Annotated in this window: 14 protein-coding genes; 8 read left to right on the forward strand and 6 right to left on the reverse strand. The window is 32.4% G+C overall.

Going from position 1 to position 16,026, the window contains the following annotated elements:
* Positions 1–27: 27 nt before the first annotated feature.
* Positions 28–1,053 carry a helix-turn-helix transcriptional regulator gene (locus IM532_RS02450; RefSeq protein WP_194181858.1) on the reverse strand — a complete coding sequence of 342 codons (1,026 nt, stop codon included), beginning with the start codon at positions 1,051–1,053 and terminating at the stop codon, positions 28–30.
* Positions 1,054–1,709: 656 nt separating this feature from the next.
* On the opposite strand from IM532_RS02450, the gene IM532_RS02455 reads away from it, so the two are divergent.
* From IM532_RS02455 to IM532_RS02470, 4 genes are read left to right on the forward strand one after another with little or no spacing between them, the layout of a single operon-like run.
* Positions 1,710–2,801 (forward strand): slipin family protein, encoded by a 1,092-nt coding sequence (locus tag IM532_RS02455; RefSeq protein ID WP_194181859.1) that lies wholly within the window; start codon positions 1,710–1,712, stop codon positions 2,799–2,801.
* Entirely contained in the window at positions 2,798–3,604 is an 807-nt protein-coding gene (locus IM532_RS02460; protein ID WP_194181860.1) for a nucleotidyltransferase domain-containing protein, read from the forward strand. The genes IM532_RS02455 and IM532_RS02460 overlap by 4 nt, the downstream gene beginning before the upstream one ends.
* Positions 3,546–4,613, forward strand: a complete 1,068-nt coding sequence (locus IM532_RS02465) for a DNA polymerase beta superfamily protein (protein ID WP_194181861.1) — start codon at positions 3,546–3,548, stop codon at positions 4,611–4,613. Before IM532_RS02460 ends, IM532_RS02465 begins: the two co-directional genes overlap by 59 nt.
* Positions 4,600–6,039, forward strand: coding sequence for an RtcB family protein (locus tag IM532_RS02470; RefSeq protein WP_194181862.1), 1,440 nt, complete (start codon positions 4,600–4,602; stop codon positions 6,037–6,039). The genes IM532_RS02465 and IM532_RS02470 overlap by 14 nt, the downstream gene beginning before the upstream one ends.
* Positions 6,040–6,093: 54 nt before the next feature.
* On the opposite strand, the gene hemF is transcribed toward IM532_RS02470, so the two are convergent.
* Positions 6,094–6,996 carry an oxygen-dependent coproporphyrinogen oxidase gene (gene hemF, locus IM532_RS02475; RefSeq protein WP_194181863.1) on the reverse strand — a complete coding sequence of 301 codons (903 nt, stop codon included), beginning with the start codon at positions 6,994–6,996 and terminating at the stop codon, positions 6,094–6,096.
* Positions 6,997–7,347: 351 nt separating this feature from the next.
* Positions 7,348–7,521: a hypothetical protein gene (locus IM532_RS02480; protein ID WP_194181864.1), complete on the reverse strand. Its 174-nt coding sequence runs from the start codon at positions 7,519–7,521 to the stop codon at positions 7,348–7,350.
* A 279-nt stretch (positions 7,522–7,800) separates the two neighbouring features.
* Between IM532_RS02480 and IM532_RS02485 the strand changes: the two genes are divergently transcribed.
* Entirely contained in the window at positions 7,801–8,754 is a 954-nt protein-coding gene (locus IM532_RS02485) for an isopenicillin N synthase family dioxygenase (RefSeq protein ID WP_194181865.1), read from the forward strand.
* A 70-nt stretch (positions 8,755–8,824) separates the two neighbouring features.
* Here the strand turns inward: IM532_RS02485 and IM532_RS02490 are convergent, their stop codons facing one another.
* The 3 genes from IM532_RS02490 to IM532_RS02500 all read right to left on the reverse strand — a co-directional run bounded on the left by IM532_RS02490 (position 8,825) and on the right by IM532_RS02500 (position 11,699).
* On the reverse strand, positions 8,825–9,271 hold the full coding sequence (locus tag IM532_RS02490; RefSeq protein WP_194181866.1) for a hypothetical protein: 447 nt from the start codon (positions 9,269–9,271) through the stop codon (positions 8,825–8,827).
* A gap of 124 nt (positions 9,272–9,395) precedes the next feature.
* The gene (locus IM532_RS02495) at positions 9,396–9,959 is read right to left on the reverse strand and encodes a hypothetical protein (protein WP_194181867.1); all 564 of its coding nucleotides are present in this window, start codon (positions 9,957–9,959) and stop codon (positions 9,396–9,398) included.
* A 447-nt stretch (positions 9,960–10,406) separates the two neighbouring features.
* Positions 10,407–11,699 carry a M28 family metallopeptidase gene (locus tag IM532_RS02500; protein WP_194181868.1) on the reverse strand — a complete coding sequence of 431 codons (1,293 nt, stop codon included), beginning with the start codon at positions 11,697–11,699 and terminating at the stop codon, positions 10,407–10,409.
* Positions 11,700–11,875: 176 nt separating this feature from the next.
* Here IM532_RS02500 and IM532_RS02505 point away from each other — a divergent pair, with 176 nt between their 5' ends.
* From IM532_RS02505 to dnaB, 3 genes are all read left to right on the forward strand, one after another.
* Positions 11,876–13,054, forward strand: coding sequence for a thiolase family protein (locus IM532_RS02505; protein WP_194181869.1), 1,179 nt, complete (start codon positions 11,876–11,878; stop codon positions 13,052–13,054).
* A 156-nt stretch (positions 13,055–13,210) separates the two neighbouring features.
* Positions 13,211–14,164 carry an acetyl-CoA carboxylase carboxyltransferase subunit alpha gene (locus tag IM532_RS02510; protein WP_194181870.1) on the forward strand — a complete coding sequence of 318 codons (954 nt, stop codon included), beginning with the start codon at positions 13,211–13,213 and terminating at the stop codon, positions 14,162–14,164.
* A 78-nt stretch (positions 14,165–14,242) separates the two neighbouring features.
* Entirely contained in the window at positions 14,243–15,853 is a 1,611-nt protein-coding gene (gene dnaB, locus IM532_RS02515) for a replicative DNA helicase (protein ID WP_194181871.1), read from the forward strand.
* Positions 15,854–16,026 lie beyond the last annotated feature (173 nt).

Below are 16,026 nucleotides of genomic sequence, written 5' to 3' on the forward strand. Positions count from 1 at the left end.
AAAAAAGCCAGCTTAATGCTGGCTTTTTTATTGTTCATATTTTTCGTGCGCTTTACACAGACGTGCTTTAATTACTTTTTTCAATAAGCGTGGCGCAATAATTTCAATTTGTTCTCCAAACCCCAGAATTTCTCTTTCTAATTCAAAATTATGAATCACTTCCATCACAAATATTACTTCTGTTTCATCTTCAGCGATTACTTTTTGTGTAGCGTGAATAGGCTTGGTAATCACATAATCTGCGAATTTCTTATCCACTTTAAAAACGACACGTTGCTCGCGTTGATTGGGTGATTTTGTTACACCTAAAACATTATCGTAATAATGTTCTAAATCCAATTCGTGGGCTTCTATAAAAGGTTCATTGGCCAATTCATAAAATTCCACTATTCGGTCCAGCGCCATGGTGACAAATTCTTTCTTCTTTCGCGATTTGCAAAACAAAAACCAACGGTTGCGGTATTCCTTCAACAGATACGGGTAATATACAGCTTGCTTGGGCGCTTGCGCTTTTCTTAAGTTATTGAACGATTGATAAGCAATCAATAAAGGTTGTTTTTTCACGATGGCTTGGTACAACCGATTCAGATGCTCTAATCCTTTTAATAATGGGTTATCTTCAAATTGAATATAAGAAATCTGTTGTTGATTTTGTTTGGATAAATTATTTTCTAAACGAATGATCATTTCATTCATATCCTCAAAATAATTGAAACCATTCAATTGCTTCATTACCGAAATCACTTCTTTCATTTTATCAAGATCAGCTGCTGAAATAGGCGATTGATTGATGCTAAAATCTTCGGTTTCGTACGTGTAATATTTTTTATCCACCACAACTATTGGTGCATTATATCCCAATTTATCACTGCGCATGACTTGGATATCACCTTGGATTGTTCGTTTCGAAACCCCCGACGTAATTCCTTCGTATTCGTATAAGGCTTCCGAAACTTTTTCGATTAAGTCTTCTAATGTCCATTTTCTATACCGATTTTGGAGGCATTTATCAATGGTTTGGTAACGGATTAATGCAATTTTATTGGTTGCCATAGTTGATTTCTTGGTTTAATATTACAAAATTTAAATCCAACTGCGCAACTTATCTGCGCAGCATAAAAAATACTTCATTTATTTTTCAAACATTCCTCCCCTACACCCCACTATTTAACAAGGATCTTAAAATAATTTCTAAAATTCTTCAATTGCGCAAATGTACCGCATCGTCTTGCTCCAACTTTGTATCAGGTTAAACGACCTACTGATTTTAAGCCGTCCTTGTCTTGTGTTTCGGTATAGCACGGAAGTAGAACATGTTTCATTTCTTCTATTCTGACGATTAAAATCACCTATTGATGTGTCGTAGGTTCGAATCCTACTTTCAGGAAACTGAAATAGCTCAGTGGGGTTAGAGCAATCAAGGAAGCAGATTTCCCATCTGTCATTCTCGCCCGCAAGGGCCCATTTTGAAAAAAGCTGAAACAAGTTTTCTTTATGTCTTTTGATTTTTCGATGAGGATTTAAAAAGGATATTCAAAAACGGGTAATCGACCTGGATGTATTTCTTGTTAAGGATGATTTGGAGGACATGATTTATTCTTCGATGGATAAACATCCCTCTAAAGAGAAGCCTTTACAACAATAGGTTCCGTCGAGTCGAAGGATCACCTTTCAGCTTTTGATTATAACAACCTTAAAAAAAAAGAACGATGAAAAAAATTACGATTAACAACCAAGAAATTGGACTAGTCATTCAAGCAAACGAAGTACAAAACATTTATACAAAAGGAGCATATTGGAACTTCTTTGGACCATCGATTGAAAAATTTCAGTTGAATGAAATCATTGATCCTAAATATCATTCCTTATTTATCGCCGATGAAAAGATTCGTCCATTGGTGGAATGCATTGAAGTAGGACATCAACAAGTATTGATGCTCTATAAAAACAATCAGTATTACAAATGTTTTTACAATACCAATGTCATGCTTTGGAAAGAGGCCACACAATTGAAAGCTCGACTTTATGATTTGAGTGATTCGAATCAAATCCAAGCATTATCGCTCCAAGAAATTGAACAATTGAAAAAAGTGGGTGCCATTAAAGTTATTTCGGTACAACCGTTTTACGAAGCATTATTATTTAAGGACAATCAATTCGAAACCGTATTAACAGCTGGAGAATATCCCTACTTTCATAATACGACTAAAATTGCTGTGGTCAGTTTTGATCAACGTCCACAGACCCTTGAAATTTTAGGACAAGAAATCTTAACGAAAGACAAAGCCCAAATCCGCATCAATTTTATGGTGAACTATCGTATTACTGATGTCTTAAAAGCTTATCAATCGAACAAAGATTTTGAAAAAATGATTTATCAATCGATTCAATTGGGATTACGTGAGTTCATTGGTAATTTAACGTTGGATGAATTGATGACGGATAAAAATTCGGTCACAGATTATATCCTCCACAAATATCAAAACCAATTTGAAGCCATCGGTTTACAATTGGTCGATGCTGGAATAAAAGATATTATTCTTCCAGGAGAAATTCGTGAGATCATGAATCGTGTTTTAGTCGCAGAAAAAACCGCTCAAGCCAATTCGATTATGCGACGTGAAGAAACTGCTTCAACCAGAAGTTTACTGAACACCGCTAAATTGATGGAAGAAAATGCGACACTTTGGAAATTGAAAGAGATGGAATACATCGAGAAAATAGCTGATAAAGTGGGCGAAATTAGTATTTCTGGAGGATCAAATGTCTTAAATGAATTGAAAACCATGTTTACCAAATGAAAAAGCAAATCCTTGAAAAGCTAAGAGAAGCTGAATTCAACTATAAAATTTCAATCTTATTTGCGGTAGAATCTGGGAGCCGCGCTTGGGGCTTTCCTTCTCCCGATAGCGATTATGATGTGCGTTTTATCTATAAACGAAACTTGAAAGATTATCTCCGCATTTCACATGTTTCCGATTTTATTGATGTCGAATGCAATGCGATTTATGATATCAAAGGTTGGGATATTGAGAAAGCATTATACTTGACACGTCAGTCCAATGCGAGTCTGTATGAATATCTTCAATCTCCGATTCATTATATTCATCATCCTGATTTTGAAAATGAGTTGAAAGCCTTGATTTGGGCACAATTTCAACCCCAAAAATTAACGGCGCATTATCTGGGCATTACCAAAAAGCGTTTAATGGCTTTAGAAGGAAATGATACGATGCCTTTAAAAAGTTTATTCTATGCTTTGCGTTCTGTCTTAGCTGCGCTCTGGATTCAAACCAACCAAACGGTTCCAACTATGGCTTTCCAAGCACTTTCGGTATTGATTCCAAACGAAATAAATATACGCATCGAGGAATTGATCACGCTTAAAGCAACGGTCGGTGAAAAATATTGCGTTGAATATGATGAGGTCATCATGCATTGGATAAAGACGACTTATGATACATTAAAGTTAACCTATAAAAATCTTCACATCTCAACCGTAGATACGGATGCTTTGGACGATTTTTTCTATCAAACCATCACCCATGAAATTAACGATAAAAGATTTAAAGGAGAAGCACCTCATCTTACTGGAATGCATTAGCGGCAGTAAAGCCTATAATTTAGATACGGCGAATTCAGATACGGATATTCGTGGGGTTTATTATCTCCCTAAAACTCATTTTTATGGATTTAATGATCAACCGCAGATTAGCAATGAAACCAATGATGTAGTCTACTATGAAATTGGTCGATTTATTGAATTACTCTTGAAAAATAATCCCGCTTGTTTAGAATTGTTGGCGACTCCAGAAGAATTTGTACTGTATCGTTCCGATCTTTTAAAGAAACTCTCTTACCAAGATTTTATGACCGAAGAAGTGAAAGATACATTTATCGGTTATGCCTTGAGTCAAATTAAAAAAGCCAAAGGGTTGAATAAAAAATTCCTACAACCGATGGATTCCAAACGAAAAACAGTTTTAGATTTTTGTTGGATTGTGGAAGCGGAAAAATCAATTTCATTGCTAGATTGGTTGGTTCATCATCATTACGACCAAGCTTTATGTGGTTTAAGTAAAATGGCGCATTCCAAAGAATTATATGCGCTTTATTACCATCCGAAGCATGGCTATCGAGGCATCATCAGAAATGATTCGAATAATGATATTCGATTAAGTACCATTCCAAAACATGAAAAACCCATAGCATATATGCTTTTTCAAAAAGAAGAATATTCTGTGTATTGCAAAAAATATAAAGCCTATTGGGATTGGATGAAAATTCGCAATGAAGAACGGTACACCACGAATATGAACCACGGGAAAAATTATGACAGTAAAAATATGATGCATACCATTCGCTTATTGAAAGTCGTCAAAGAATTATTGGAAACAGGACAATTCAATGTATACCGCTCAAATGATCGTGAAGAATTATTAGCCATTAAAAATGGAAAGTATTCTTACGAAGAAGTCTTACAACAAGCGGAGCACTTGGTCGAAGATATTCATCATTTAAAAGAGACTATTCATTATCAATTCAAAAGAAATGATGCTCAAATTGAACAATTTTTGATTGAACTAAGAACAAAACTTTATGAAAAAAACTGAAACACAACATACACCAATTAACGGAAACGATTTAATCGCTTTAGGTTATCCAGAAAACGAAATTTTAGGTATTGCTTTAAAAATCAATAGAAAACGAAATGGCTATACCAAAACGGAAATGCTTAAAAAATATGCTGAAGTATTGGCACATCCCGAAAACTTCCTCCATGATAAAGTTTTTAAAACCTTAGCGGAAGGATTTAGAGATGGGTTGCATTTACCAAAACACAACGAAATTCCGTTGAATGAACATCCTAATGCTTACCCGATCTACGGAAAAGAACAAATCGAAGAAGGTGCATTGAAACAAATGAATCTTGCGATGCAATTGCCTGTTACAGTGGCCGGCGCCTTAATGCCGGATGCGCATCAAGGGTATGGATTACCAATTGGAGGCGTTTTGGCGACTAAAAATGCCATTATTCCTTACGGAGTAGGTGTCGATATTGGATGTCGAATGGCTTTATCGGTGTATCAATTACCGGCATCGTATTATGAACAACATCACGATACTTTAAAAGAAATCATCGTGAAAAACACCCAATTTGGGGCTGGTCAAGGCTTCCATGGGCAATACAAAGCTGACCATGCTATTTTAGAAGATCCAAAATTTGAAACAAATGCTTTGATCAAAAACTTGAAAGACAAAGCCTGGTCACAATTGGGTACATCGGGTGGAGGAAATCATTTTGTTGAATTTGGATTAATCGATTTTCAACAAGATGATCAAGAACTGAATATTCCAAAAGGAACCTATTTGGCTTTATTGACCCATTCAGGATCACGAGGATTAGGCGCAACCATTGCAGGGCATTATACCAAAGTGGCGAAGCAAGTATGTTCCTTGCCTTATAAAGCGCAAAACCTGGCTTATTTGGACTTGAATTCGGAAGAAGGCATCGAATATTGGTTAGCAATGAATTTGGCGGGAGAATACGCTTCGGCTTGTCACGAAATTATCCATCAAAAAATTACAAAAGCTTTGGGAGCTGAAGTATTAGCACAAGTGGAAAATCACCATAATTTTGCATGGAAAGAAATGTATCAAAACGAGGAAGTCATTGTGCACCGAAAAGGCGCAACACCAGCAGCAAAAGGTGTTTTAGGAATTATTCCAGGTTCGATGACTGCTCCCGGATTTTTGGTTCGAGGAAAAGGAGAAGAAAAATCAATTCAATCTGCTTCGCATGGTGCGGGCCGCCAAATGAGCCGAACACAAGCCATAAAGTCGTTGAACCAATCGGATATTAACTCGTATCTGAATGATTTTGGCATTACTTTAATTGGGGCAGGAAAAGATGAGGCACCCATGGCCTATAAAGATATTTATGAAGTGATGAATGCGCAACACGATTTGGTAGATGTTATCGCAACCTTTACCCCAAAGATGGTGAGGATGGCCGATGATGGTTCACGAGAAGATTAAAATTATCATCAAATTAAAAGCCTGAAGAAATCTTCAGGCTTTTAATATTATCGCTTAAATCCAATCTTTTGGATTTCTTAAAACTTCTACAATTTTATATTCTTCTGAACCTTCTACTGGATGATGGTTATAATGCCACTGTACGTGTTTTGGTAAACTCATTAAAATTGATTCGATACGACCATTTGTTCTTAAACCGAATAATGTACCACGATCGTGAATCAAATTAAACTCTACATAACGTCCTCTACGGATTTCTTGCCATTCTTTTTGTGCTGGCGTAAATCGTTCTTCTTTGTGTTTTTCTACAATCGGAACATAAGCTTCTAAGAACGAATTACCAACTTCTGTTACGAAAGCAAACCACTGCTCTACAGACATTACTTCAGTTGGTTTTAAATAATCAAAGAATAATCCTCCAATTCCGCGTGCTTCTTCACGATGAGTATTCCAAAAATATTTATCACATTCTTTCTTGTACTTCTCATAAAAAGCTGGATTATGTGCATCACACGATTTTTTACAAACCGTATGCCAATGGATTCCATCGTTTTCATCTAAATAATAAGGTGTTAAATCTTGTCCTCCACCAAACCATTGATCTACTACATTTCCATCTGCATCGTACATTTCAAAGTATCTCCAATTGGCGTGCGTCGTAGGGATATGTGGACTTTTTGGGTGAATCACTAAACTTAATCCACACGCAAAAAAGTTACCTGAATTCACATTCAATGCTTTTTGCATCGCCACCGGTAATTCTCCGTAAACTTTAGAAATATTTACACCTGCTTTTTCAAATACAGCACCATCCGTTAAAACACAAGATAAACCTCCACCACCTTCTTCGCGTGTCCAGTTATCTCTTAAAAATGTTGCTTCACCATCAACTTCTTCAAGTTTAGCAATTATTCTGTTTTGTAAGTCCTGTATATAGTTAAAAAATTGATCTTTCATCTCGAATATTTTTGCAAATATAGTGATGAAATCAACACCAGTTTAAATTGAATATAGATGATTTAATTACTTACATCTATATTAATTCAATATAAATAGATTGATAATTTTAAACGGAATATCAAATTTTAATAATGCAGGCTCACCAAGCTTAGATGTTGCAGGAATAATTTTCATTCTCTCACGCTTTAATTTAATCACATAATTATAAAATGCTAGATTCAAAAGTGATTTTTCAGCCTCTGTACCTTCAATTTCTAAATTCTGATATTCACCTTCTTTATTAATTTCATATTTTATTTTAGCGTTGACATTTACATTATCAAAAGATAAATTATTATCTCTAAGAACTTATTGCACTTCATTCGATAATAATTTATTAAAATTAGAACTATAACAATCTATTAATTTTTTATTTCCTTTCCTTTCAAATTTCTTACAACCTGGGAATATTAAAAATTTAGATTCTTGTGCATTAATTGTAATACAAAATAACAATAACGCAAGTAGTAAAGATTTTTTCATACAACTAATGTATAAAAATCAAACACATCTATATAATACCTAAATACTATCAAAAACAACAACAATATAGTTTATATCTATTTATATGATTTTAACTTAAGGCCGAATAACAGAATACTAAAATATTGTATTTCAACTATATAATTATTATATTTTATTTCATAATACGTTTTTATAACGTAATCAATAGATAGGATTAAAAGTTATCAACAATATTATTCACATTTCAAATCTTTACCTACCTTTGTAATAGAAATAATACAAATAGAACATAATATAATGTCACAAACTGGAATACCATCAGTTAATCTTGCAGACTTCTTATCAGAAGATCCAGCTAGAAAACAAAAATTTGTCAACGAAATTGGAAAAGCATATGAAGAAATTGGATTTGTTGCTTTAAAAGGACATTTTTTATCAGAAGAATTAGTAGAAAATTTATATTCTAACGTACGCGAATTCTACGCTTTACCTACAGAAACAAAAAACAATTACATTATTGAAGGTATTGGAGGTCAACGTGGATATACTGCTTTCGGAAACGAGCATGCTAAAGGTCGCACAGTTGGTGATTTAAAAGAGTTTTGGCACTTCGGACAATATATATCTGCAGAAGATAATGCAAAATATAACTATCCAGCTAACGTAGAGGTTAAAGAAGTTGAAGGATTTAACAAATATGGTGAGGAAGCATACAAACAATTAGAAAAAACAGGTATTTATGTTTTACGTGCTTTAGCTTTATTTTTAGAGTTAGATGAATTCTACTTTGATAATAAAGTAATTAATGGTAACTCTATCTTAAGAGCTATTCATTATCCTCCAATTACAGAAGAACCTAAAGATGCTGTACGTGCAGGTGCTCATGGTGATATTAACTTAATCACTTTATTAATGGGAGCGCAAGGTCGTGGTTTACAAGTACAAAAACATGATGGAACTTGGGTTGATGCAATTGCTGAAGATGATGAATTAGTAATTAATGTAGGTGATATGTTATCTCGCCATACAAATAATCGTTTAAAATCTACAATTCACCAAGTAGTTAATCCAGAAAAAGAATTATGGGGAACTTCTCGTTACTCAATTCCATTCTTTATGCACCCAGTCTCTGATATGGATTTATCTGTTTTAGAAAACTGTATAACTGAAGAAAATCCTAAACAATTTGAGGATATTACAGCGGGTGATTTCTTAACTCAACGTTTAAGAGAGATCGGTCTTATTAAATAAGATATTTAATATATCAATATATAAAAGGGAATCAAATTAATTTGATTCCCTTTTATTTTAATTATAATTTTTAAAAACCTCTGACGTACATATTATAATTAAATATGTCTAAACAAAGTAGCGTATACTTATAATCATTTTTATTAATATTGACTTCTACAATAGGATCCGAATTAAAAAACCTAACCTTTAAATTTTCATTTTTATCTAATGTTAAATATATATTTGAAATTGTAGGTCTTATTTCTTTCATCCAACTTATAATCATTTCTTTAGAATCTTTAATACTTTGAAATTTATTAAAACATTCCTCAAAAAAATTTTCCATACGTTGTATTTGCGTCAATCTATCTAATTCTCTATAAAGATCAATAAAAACACAAATATTATCACGATGTGGACACACGCAAGGATAAGGATGCTCTCCTTTATAAAACCATTTAGCCCATTTTTTACAAGTAGTTTGATCAATTGCCTCTTTAAATTCATTTTCATATTTCAGCAACCACCAATTCATTCGGCAGGTTCGAAGATTGTTCTTAGAAAGCTGTTTTAGCTCATCTATGTAATTTCGTATATCAAGCATAACATTCTTATTATCGCATTACAATTGATATAAATTTACATAAGTTTTTTATATTTTAAAACTTTATTCGTTGAAATGAATTGATTATAAAATCTTTATCCAAATTAATCTTATACAAAAAATGTTCTTCTATTTGAAAATTGTTATCAAAATAAACATGTTTTACAGGTATTAGCACTTTGGTGTTTTCTGGTTTATTTTCCATCAACATAGTTTCAAATGTATGTTGTATAAGTTGAAACCAATGATCCAGGGGTGCATAAATTCCATAAAAATCAATATAAGCCTTATCATCATGAATTTGGAAAACTTTTTCATGTTTAAAGTGATCTATTTCTATTTTATCTACACAAAAGGTATTTTGCAAAATTTTACAGAATTCGTTATCTGCTTTATATTCCGGACTTTTTAAAATTACTCCAAATGGTGACATTTCTACATCATCGAATTTAGGAACTGTAGCATCAACATAAATTTGTTTATTTATATAAGTTGAATTTATTGATTGTATATCACTTAAAATTGTATCATATATAATTTTTCTAATATCATTGGGATGTTTATTTTGTCCAAATAATACTGTGGAAATTAATAATGATATTATATATATTGACTTCATTTATTAATTTTATTCTATTTATTACACAAAAATAAGGATTAAACTCCTCTAAATTTGAAATATCATGAAAATTAAAAGGCTTTAAATGATAAATAAAAGTTAAATTTTTATATTTAAATTTATTCAGAAAATAACACAAGCCTTATTGTATATTAATACAATATCTTTATACATAAGTAATTCAAAATAATAAACCGTAAATATTATAGATTAAATCTATGTCTATATAAGATTAATTAATACTATTTTATTGATTCGAGCCGCTTTTTATAAGACATTTGTCCTATCAAATAATTTATTCATAGATAGTAATTTAAAGGTGTTCATTCAGAGTTTAATGAAGCTGATTAATGTAGAGGAATTAACTCGAACCCTTTTACTTTTTTAGAGTTTTTTATAGTAGTTTAGGTTGGTTAGTAATCCGTTCTTTTAGAACGGATTATTTTTTTATAACTGATTTACAAATTTAATCAATAGTTCTTTTATTGGTGCTACATGTGATAAATCTAAGTTTTGGTAAGTATCGTATATGTTATGATAATTACCTTTCCCTCCTAGTGTATAGATGAAAAAAGACGGTACATTTTTCTGATAAAATGGACAATGATCTGAATTGCATGACTCTCCCCTTACCTTTACATGTTTAAGTAAATTATTATCTGCATTTAGTTTTTCAAGTTTACTAAATTCTTTCTTAAATTTAGTTCCATTCACTACTTGTATACCTTCATCGCCACCTCCCATAATGTCTAAATTTACAAGAAATTTAATTTTTTGTAATGGAAAAATCGGTTCATTAACATATTTAAAAGATCCAACAATACCAGCTTCTTCAGCTCCAAAAAGCATAAATACGGTTTTATATTTAGGTTTATTCTCAGTATAATATTTTGCTAATTCAAGAACCATTGCCGTACCACTTGCATTATCACTAGCTCCTGGAAATATTGAATTACCCACCTGTCCTAAATGATCATAGTGAGCTGAAATAACTATAACTGAATCATTGTTTTCACCTTCAATATAACCTATTACATTGTTAAATTCAAAATCTTTTTTAAAAGTTGATTTTAACGAAAAGTTATTAATTTTTAAATTATTAGTGTAATATTTTTCTTTAATAATAAATTCGGTCACATTGGCTTGTCGTTGACTTAGACTACTTAATAATGAGTCTTTAGTGAAACGAAAAATTGCTCGATTTTCATCACTATCTACTTCATAAATATTTGCCCATTGCTTATAATATTTCTGAATAGAATCTACATCTGTATCTAGAGGTGGTAAAATTATGTTCTTATCTAATTGTTGCTTATGATCATTAAGTACAAAATCTTTTGTACTCTCTCTATTATCAAAAGATTTAATGTATTCTTCTACAGAAAAAGTATAAAATGATTTTTTCTTTTGGTTATCAATTGATTTAGAACTTGGCTTTACAATATAATCTTTTCCGTAAATTAATTTTTTACCATTAATTTTTAATGATGCATCTTCAATAATATTTATAGGAAATTGATGAGGTTGAAGATAATCTGTCTCAAAACTTTTTAATCCTATCTTTTTGAATTCGTTACTTAGATAGAAAGAAGCATTTTTCATTCCATCATGCGTATAACCTCTACCCGACATTTTTTTAGAAGTTAATACTTTAAGTACTTCATCAAAATACTTAGGCTGCGCTTTACTTATATTTCCTAAAAGGAAAATTCCAATTATAAAAATGTATTTTATTCTCATCTTATTCTTTTCTCAACCGTTGCATTTATAATTATTATCATTTATTCAAACATATCCACTTTAATTTAAATAATATGTATCAAATCAGATTTAAATTTAATGATTCAATCTGAATAAATTTTTTAATTTTTTCTATATTGCAATAAGTAATAAAATCAAAATCACACAAAAATAAAATGAAAGAAGTTGTTATTGTCTCGGCTGTTCGTACAGCTATGGGATCTTTTTTAGGAAGTTTATCAAATGTTCCTGCTACAGATTTAGGTGCTACAGCTATAAAAGGTGCTTTAAATAAAATTAATCTTGACCCTAAATTAGTTGATGAGGTTTACATGGGAAATGTTTTGCAAGCCAATGAAGGTCAAGCACCAGCAAAGCAAGCAATGATAAAAGCTGGAATTCCTAACACAGTTCCTGCAACAACCGTGAATAAAGTTTGTGCTTCAGGGATGAAAGCTGTAATGTTTGCAACACAAGCAATTCGCTTAGGAGATGCAGATGTTGTTGTAGCCGGAGGTATGGAAAATATGTCTATGGTACCTTTTTATTCTCCAAGCGCTCGTTCTGGAAACAAGTATGGAAATACTGTTTTATTAGACGGAATTGTTGCTGATGGTTTACAAGATGCTTATAGCAAAGAAATGATGGGTACTTGTGGAGACGCAACTGCTAAAAAATACAATGTAACGCGCGAGCAACAAGACGAATTTGCTATCAATTCTTATAATAAATCTGCAGCAGCTTGGGAAACAGGTAAATTTGAAAATGAAATTGTTCCTGTAGAAATTCCACAACGTAAAGGTGAACCTGTTATCTTTAAAGAAGATGAAGAATATAAAAATGTTAATTTTGATAAAGTTCCAGGATTACGCGCAGTATTCTCTAAAGATGGAACTGTAACTGCAGCTAACGCCTCAACAATTAATGATGGTGCATCTGCGTTAGTACTTATGTCATTAGACAAAGCAAATGAACTAGGTTTGAAACCTTTAGCAAAAGTAACAGCCTATGCAGATGCCGCTCACGAACCAGAATGGTTTACTACAGCTCCTGCAAAAGCAGTAGAAAAAGTATTAACTAAAGCTAATTTAAATAAATCAGACGTTGATTTCTGGGAATTTAATGAAGCTTTTTCTGTTGTAGGAATTGTTAATACACAATTATTAGGATTGGATGCTGAGAAAGTTAATGTAAACGGAGGAGCTGTTTCATTAGGTCACCCGCTTGGAAATTCAGGATCTAGAATTTTAGTAACATTATTAAATGTACTAGAACAAAACGGGGCAAAATACGGTGGTGCTGCGATCTGCAATGGTGGAGGTGGTGCATCTGCAATGATTATTGAAAAACTTTAAGCTCAATATTTTTTAAAATTAAAAGACGCCTGTAAAAAGGCGTCTTTTAATTTTAATGGGCATAATTTATCATTATAAAATAATAAAAACAAACATTTATACACTAAATGGTTTCAAAACCTTTTATATATTTGTTGGTAAGAACAAAAACGCATTATGGAATATTTAGATTTTGAACAACCTATTCAAGAGTTAGAAGAGCAATTAAAAAGCTGTCAGATTCTAGAAGATGGAGGCGCTGTAAATATCAAACAAGCGTGTGTTGAAATTGAAATTGCAATTGAAAATAAAAAGAAGGAAATTTACGGAAACTTAACTCCTTGGCAACGTGTGCAATTATCTCGCCATCCTTCACGCCCATATACATTAGACTATGCTTATGCTATCACAGACAATACATTCGTGGAAATCCACGGTGACCGTACGTTTGGTGATGACAAAGCTATGGTTGGTGGAATGGGAAAAATCAATGGGCAAACTTTTATGATCATTGGTCAACAAAAAGGAAAAAATACAAAAGAGCGTCAATATCGTCGTTTCGGAATGTCTAATCCTGAAGGTTACCGTAAAGCTTTACGCTTAATGAAATTAGCAGAGAAATTCAACATTCCTGTAATCACATTAGTAGATACTCCGGGTGCTTATCCTGGTTTAGAAGCAGAAGAACGTGGACAAGGTGAAGCGATTGCCAAAAACATCTATGAAATGTTAAAACTTGAAGTTCCAATCATTACAGTAGTAATTGGTGAAGGAGCTTCTGGAGGTGCATTAGGAATTGGTGTAGGAAACAAAGTATTTATGTTAGAGAATACTTGGTATTCGGTAATTTCCCCTGAAAACTGTTCTACAATTTTATGGAGAACATGGGAATATAAGCAACAAGCTGCCGCTCAAATGAAACTTACTGCTCCTGATATGTTAGAATTAGGTTTAATTGAGGATGTGATCAAAGAACCACTTGGTGGTGCTCATTATAAGCCAGAGTTAGCTTACACAAACTTAAAAAGCAAAATATTATCTACTTATGAAGAGTTGAAAAAATTAACTCCTACAGAATTAAAGAAACAACGTCAAGAACGTTTCATTAATTTTGGAGAATTTTCAGGATAATTATTATTTATAATAACAAATAAAACGAGATATTTATACTTTAAATATCTCGTTTTTTTTATGTAATTTTGCCTTCTTATGGAACAAGCAAATAGTTATCAAAATACAAATGCATCGCCTAACAAAATGGTTGGATTGGAGCGTGGTAAATTACCTCCTCAAGCCATTGATTTAGAGCAGGCAATTCTTGGTGCTATGATGATTGATAAGAAAGGGTTAGATGAAGTTATTGATATTCTTACACCCCAATTCTTCTATCGTCCAGAGCATCAAGCAATTTATGCTGTGATTCAAAGATTATTCAATGAATCTCAACCGATTGATTTGTTAACCGTTGCCAATGAACTTAAGTCGGAGGGAAAGCTAGATATGATTGGAGGAGATTATTATCTTATCCAGTTAACTCAAAGAGTTTCTTCTGCTGCGCATATTGAATATTATGCACGTATTATTCAAGAAAAATTTATTTTAAGACGATTAATTGAAATTTCTTCTCAAGTAATTGAAAAATCTTACGATGATACTGCTGATGTTTTTGATCTTTTAGATTATTCTGAAAGTAAATTATTTGAGATTACTGAAGGTGGAATTAAAAGAAGTTATTCTGAGGCCAAATCATTAGTACAAGATGCGATTCAGAAAATCACAGAAATGTCTAAAAAAGAAGGGATGTCTGGATTATCTTCTGGTTTTACAGAAATTGATAAAATAACTTCTGGTTGGCAAGAATCAGATCTTATTATTTTAGCTGCCCGCCCTGGTATGGGGAAAACTGCATTTATATTATCTATGGCAAAAAATATGGCTGTAGACCAAAATATTCCTGTAGCCGTATTTTCATTAGAGATGTCATCTGTACAGTTAATTACCCGTATGATTTCGGGTGAAACTGGAATTTCGGGTGAAAAATTGCGTAAGGCTAAATTAGCTGATCACGAATGGAAGCAATTATATTCTAAGGTAAAAGGCCTAGAGGATGCTCCTCTTTATATTGATGATACACCTGCTCTTTCAATTTTTGATTTACGTGCAAAAGCTCGTCGATTAGTTTCACAGCATGGAGTTAAAATGATTTTAATTGATTATTTACAATTAATGACTGCTGGTGGAAAAACTAATGGAAATCGTGAACAAGAAATTTCTATGATTTCACGATCTTTAAAGGCCATCGCAAAGGAACTTAATATTCCTGTTATTGCATTATCACAGTTATCTCGTTCAGTTGAAACTCGAGGAGGAAGTAAACGTCCATTGTTATCTGACTTACGTGAGTCTGGTGCAATCGAGCAAGATGCGGATATCGTATCTTTTATTTATAGACCTGAATATTATAAATTAGAATTTTGGGATGATGATAATTTACCGTGTGCAGGACAAGCTGAATTTATAATTGCAAAACACCGTAATGGAGCATTAGAAAATGTACGTTTACGATTTATCAACGAGCAAGCAAAATTCACCAATCTTGAACAATCGTATGGTAATAACGATTTTGAGATTCAAAGCTCTATGAACGCGAATGAAGCTGCAGCTCAACTAAGTTCAAGAATGAATTCTTCAAATTCAGCTGCTGGTGATTTTGTCTTTGATAGTTCATTAAATTTACCAACTGGAGATCCGATGGATTCATTCAATGATTTGAGTAACTTTTCGAGTGCAATGAATAATGACGACTCCCTTCCATTTTAAAAAAAATTATTAAAATATATTCTAAAGGGATAAGCTTTTGCTTCATCCCTTTTTTAAACTAAAATGTTTAATACAATATTATATTAATCGATATTCTTATAGATTCCATCATTAATATTTATGCGCATCACTTTTAGATAAGTAGAATAAATCTCACATTTGTAGAACAAATT

Source organism: Faecalibacter rhinopitheci (assembly GCF_015234135.1).
GTDB lineage: Bacteria > Bacteroidota > Bacteroidia > Flavobacteriales > Weeksellaceae > Empedobacter > Empedobacter rhinopitheci.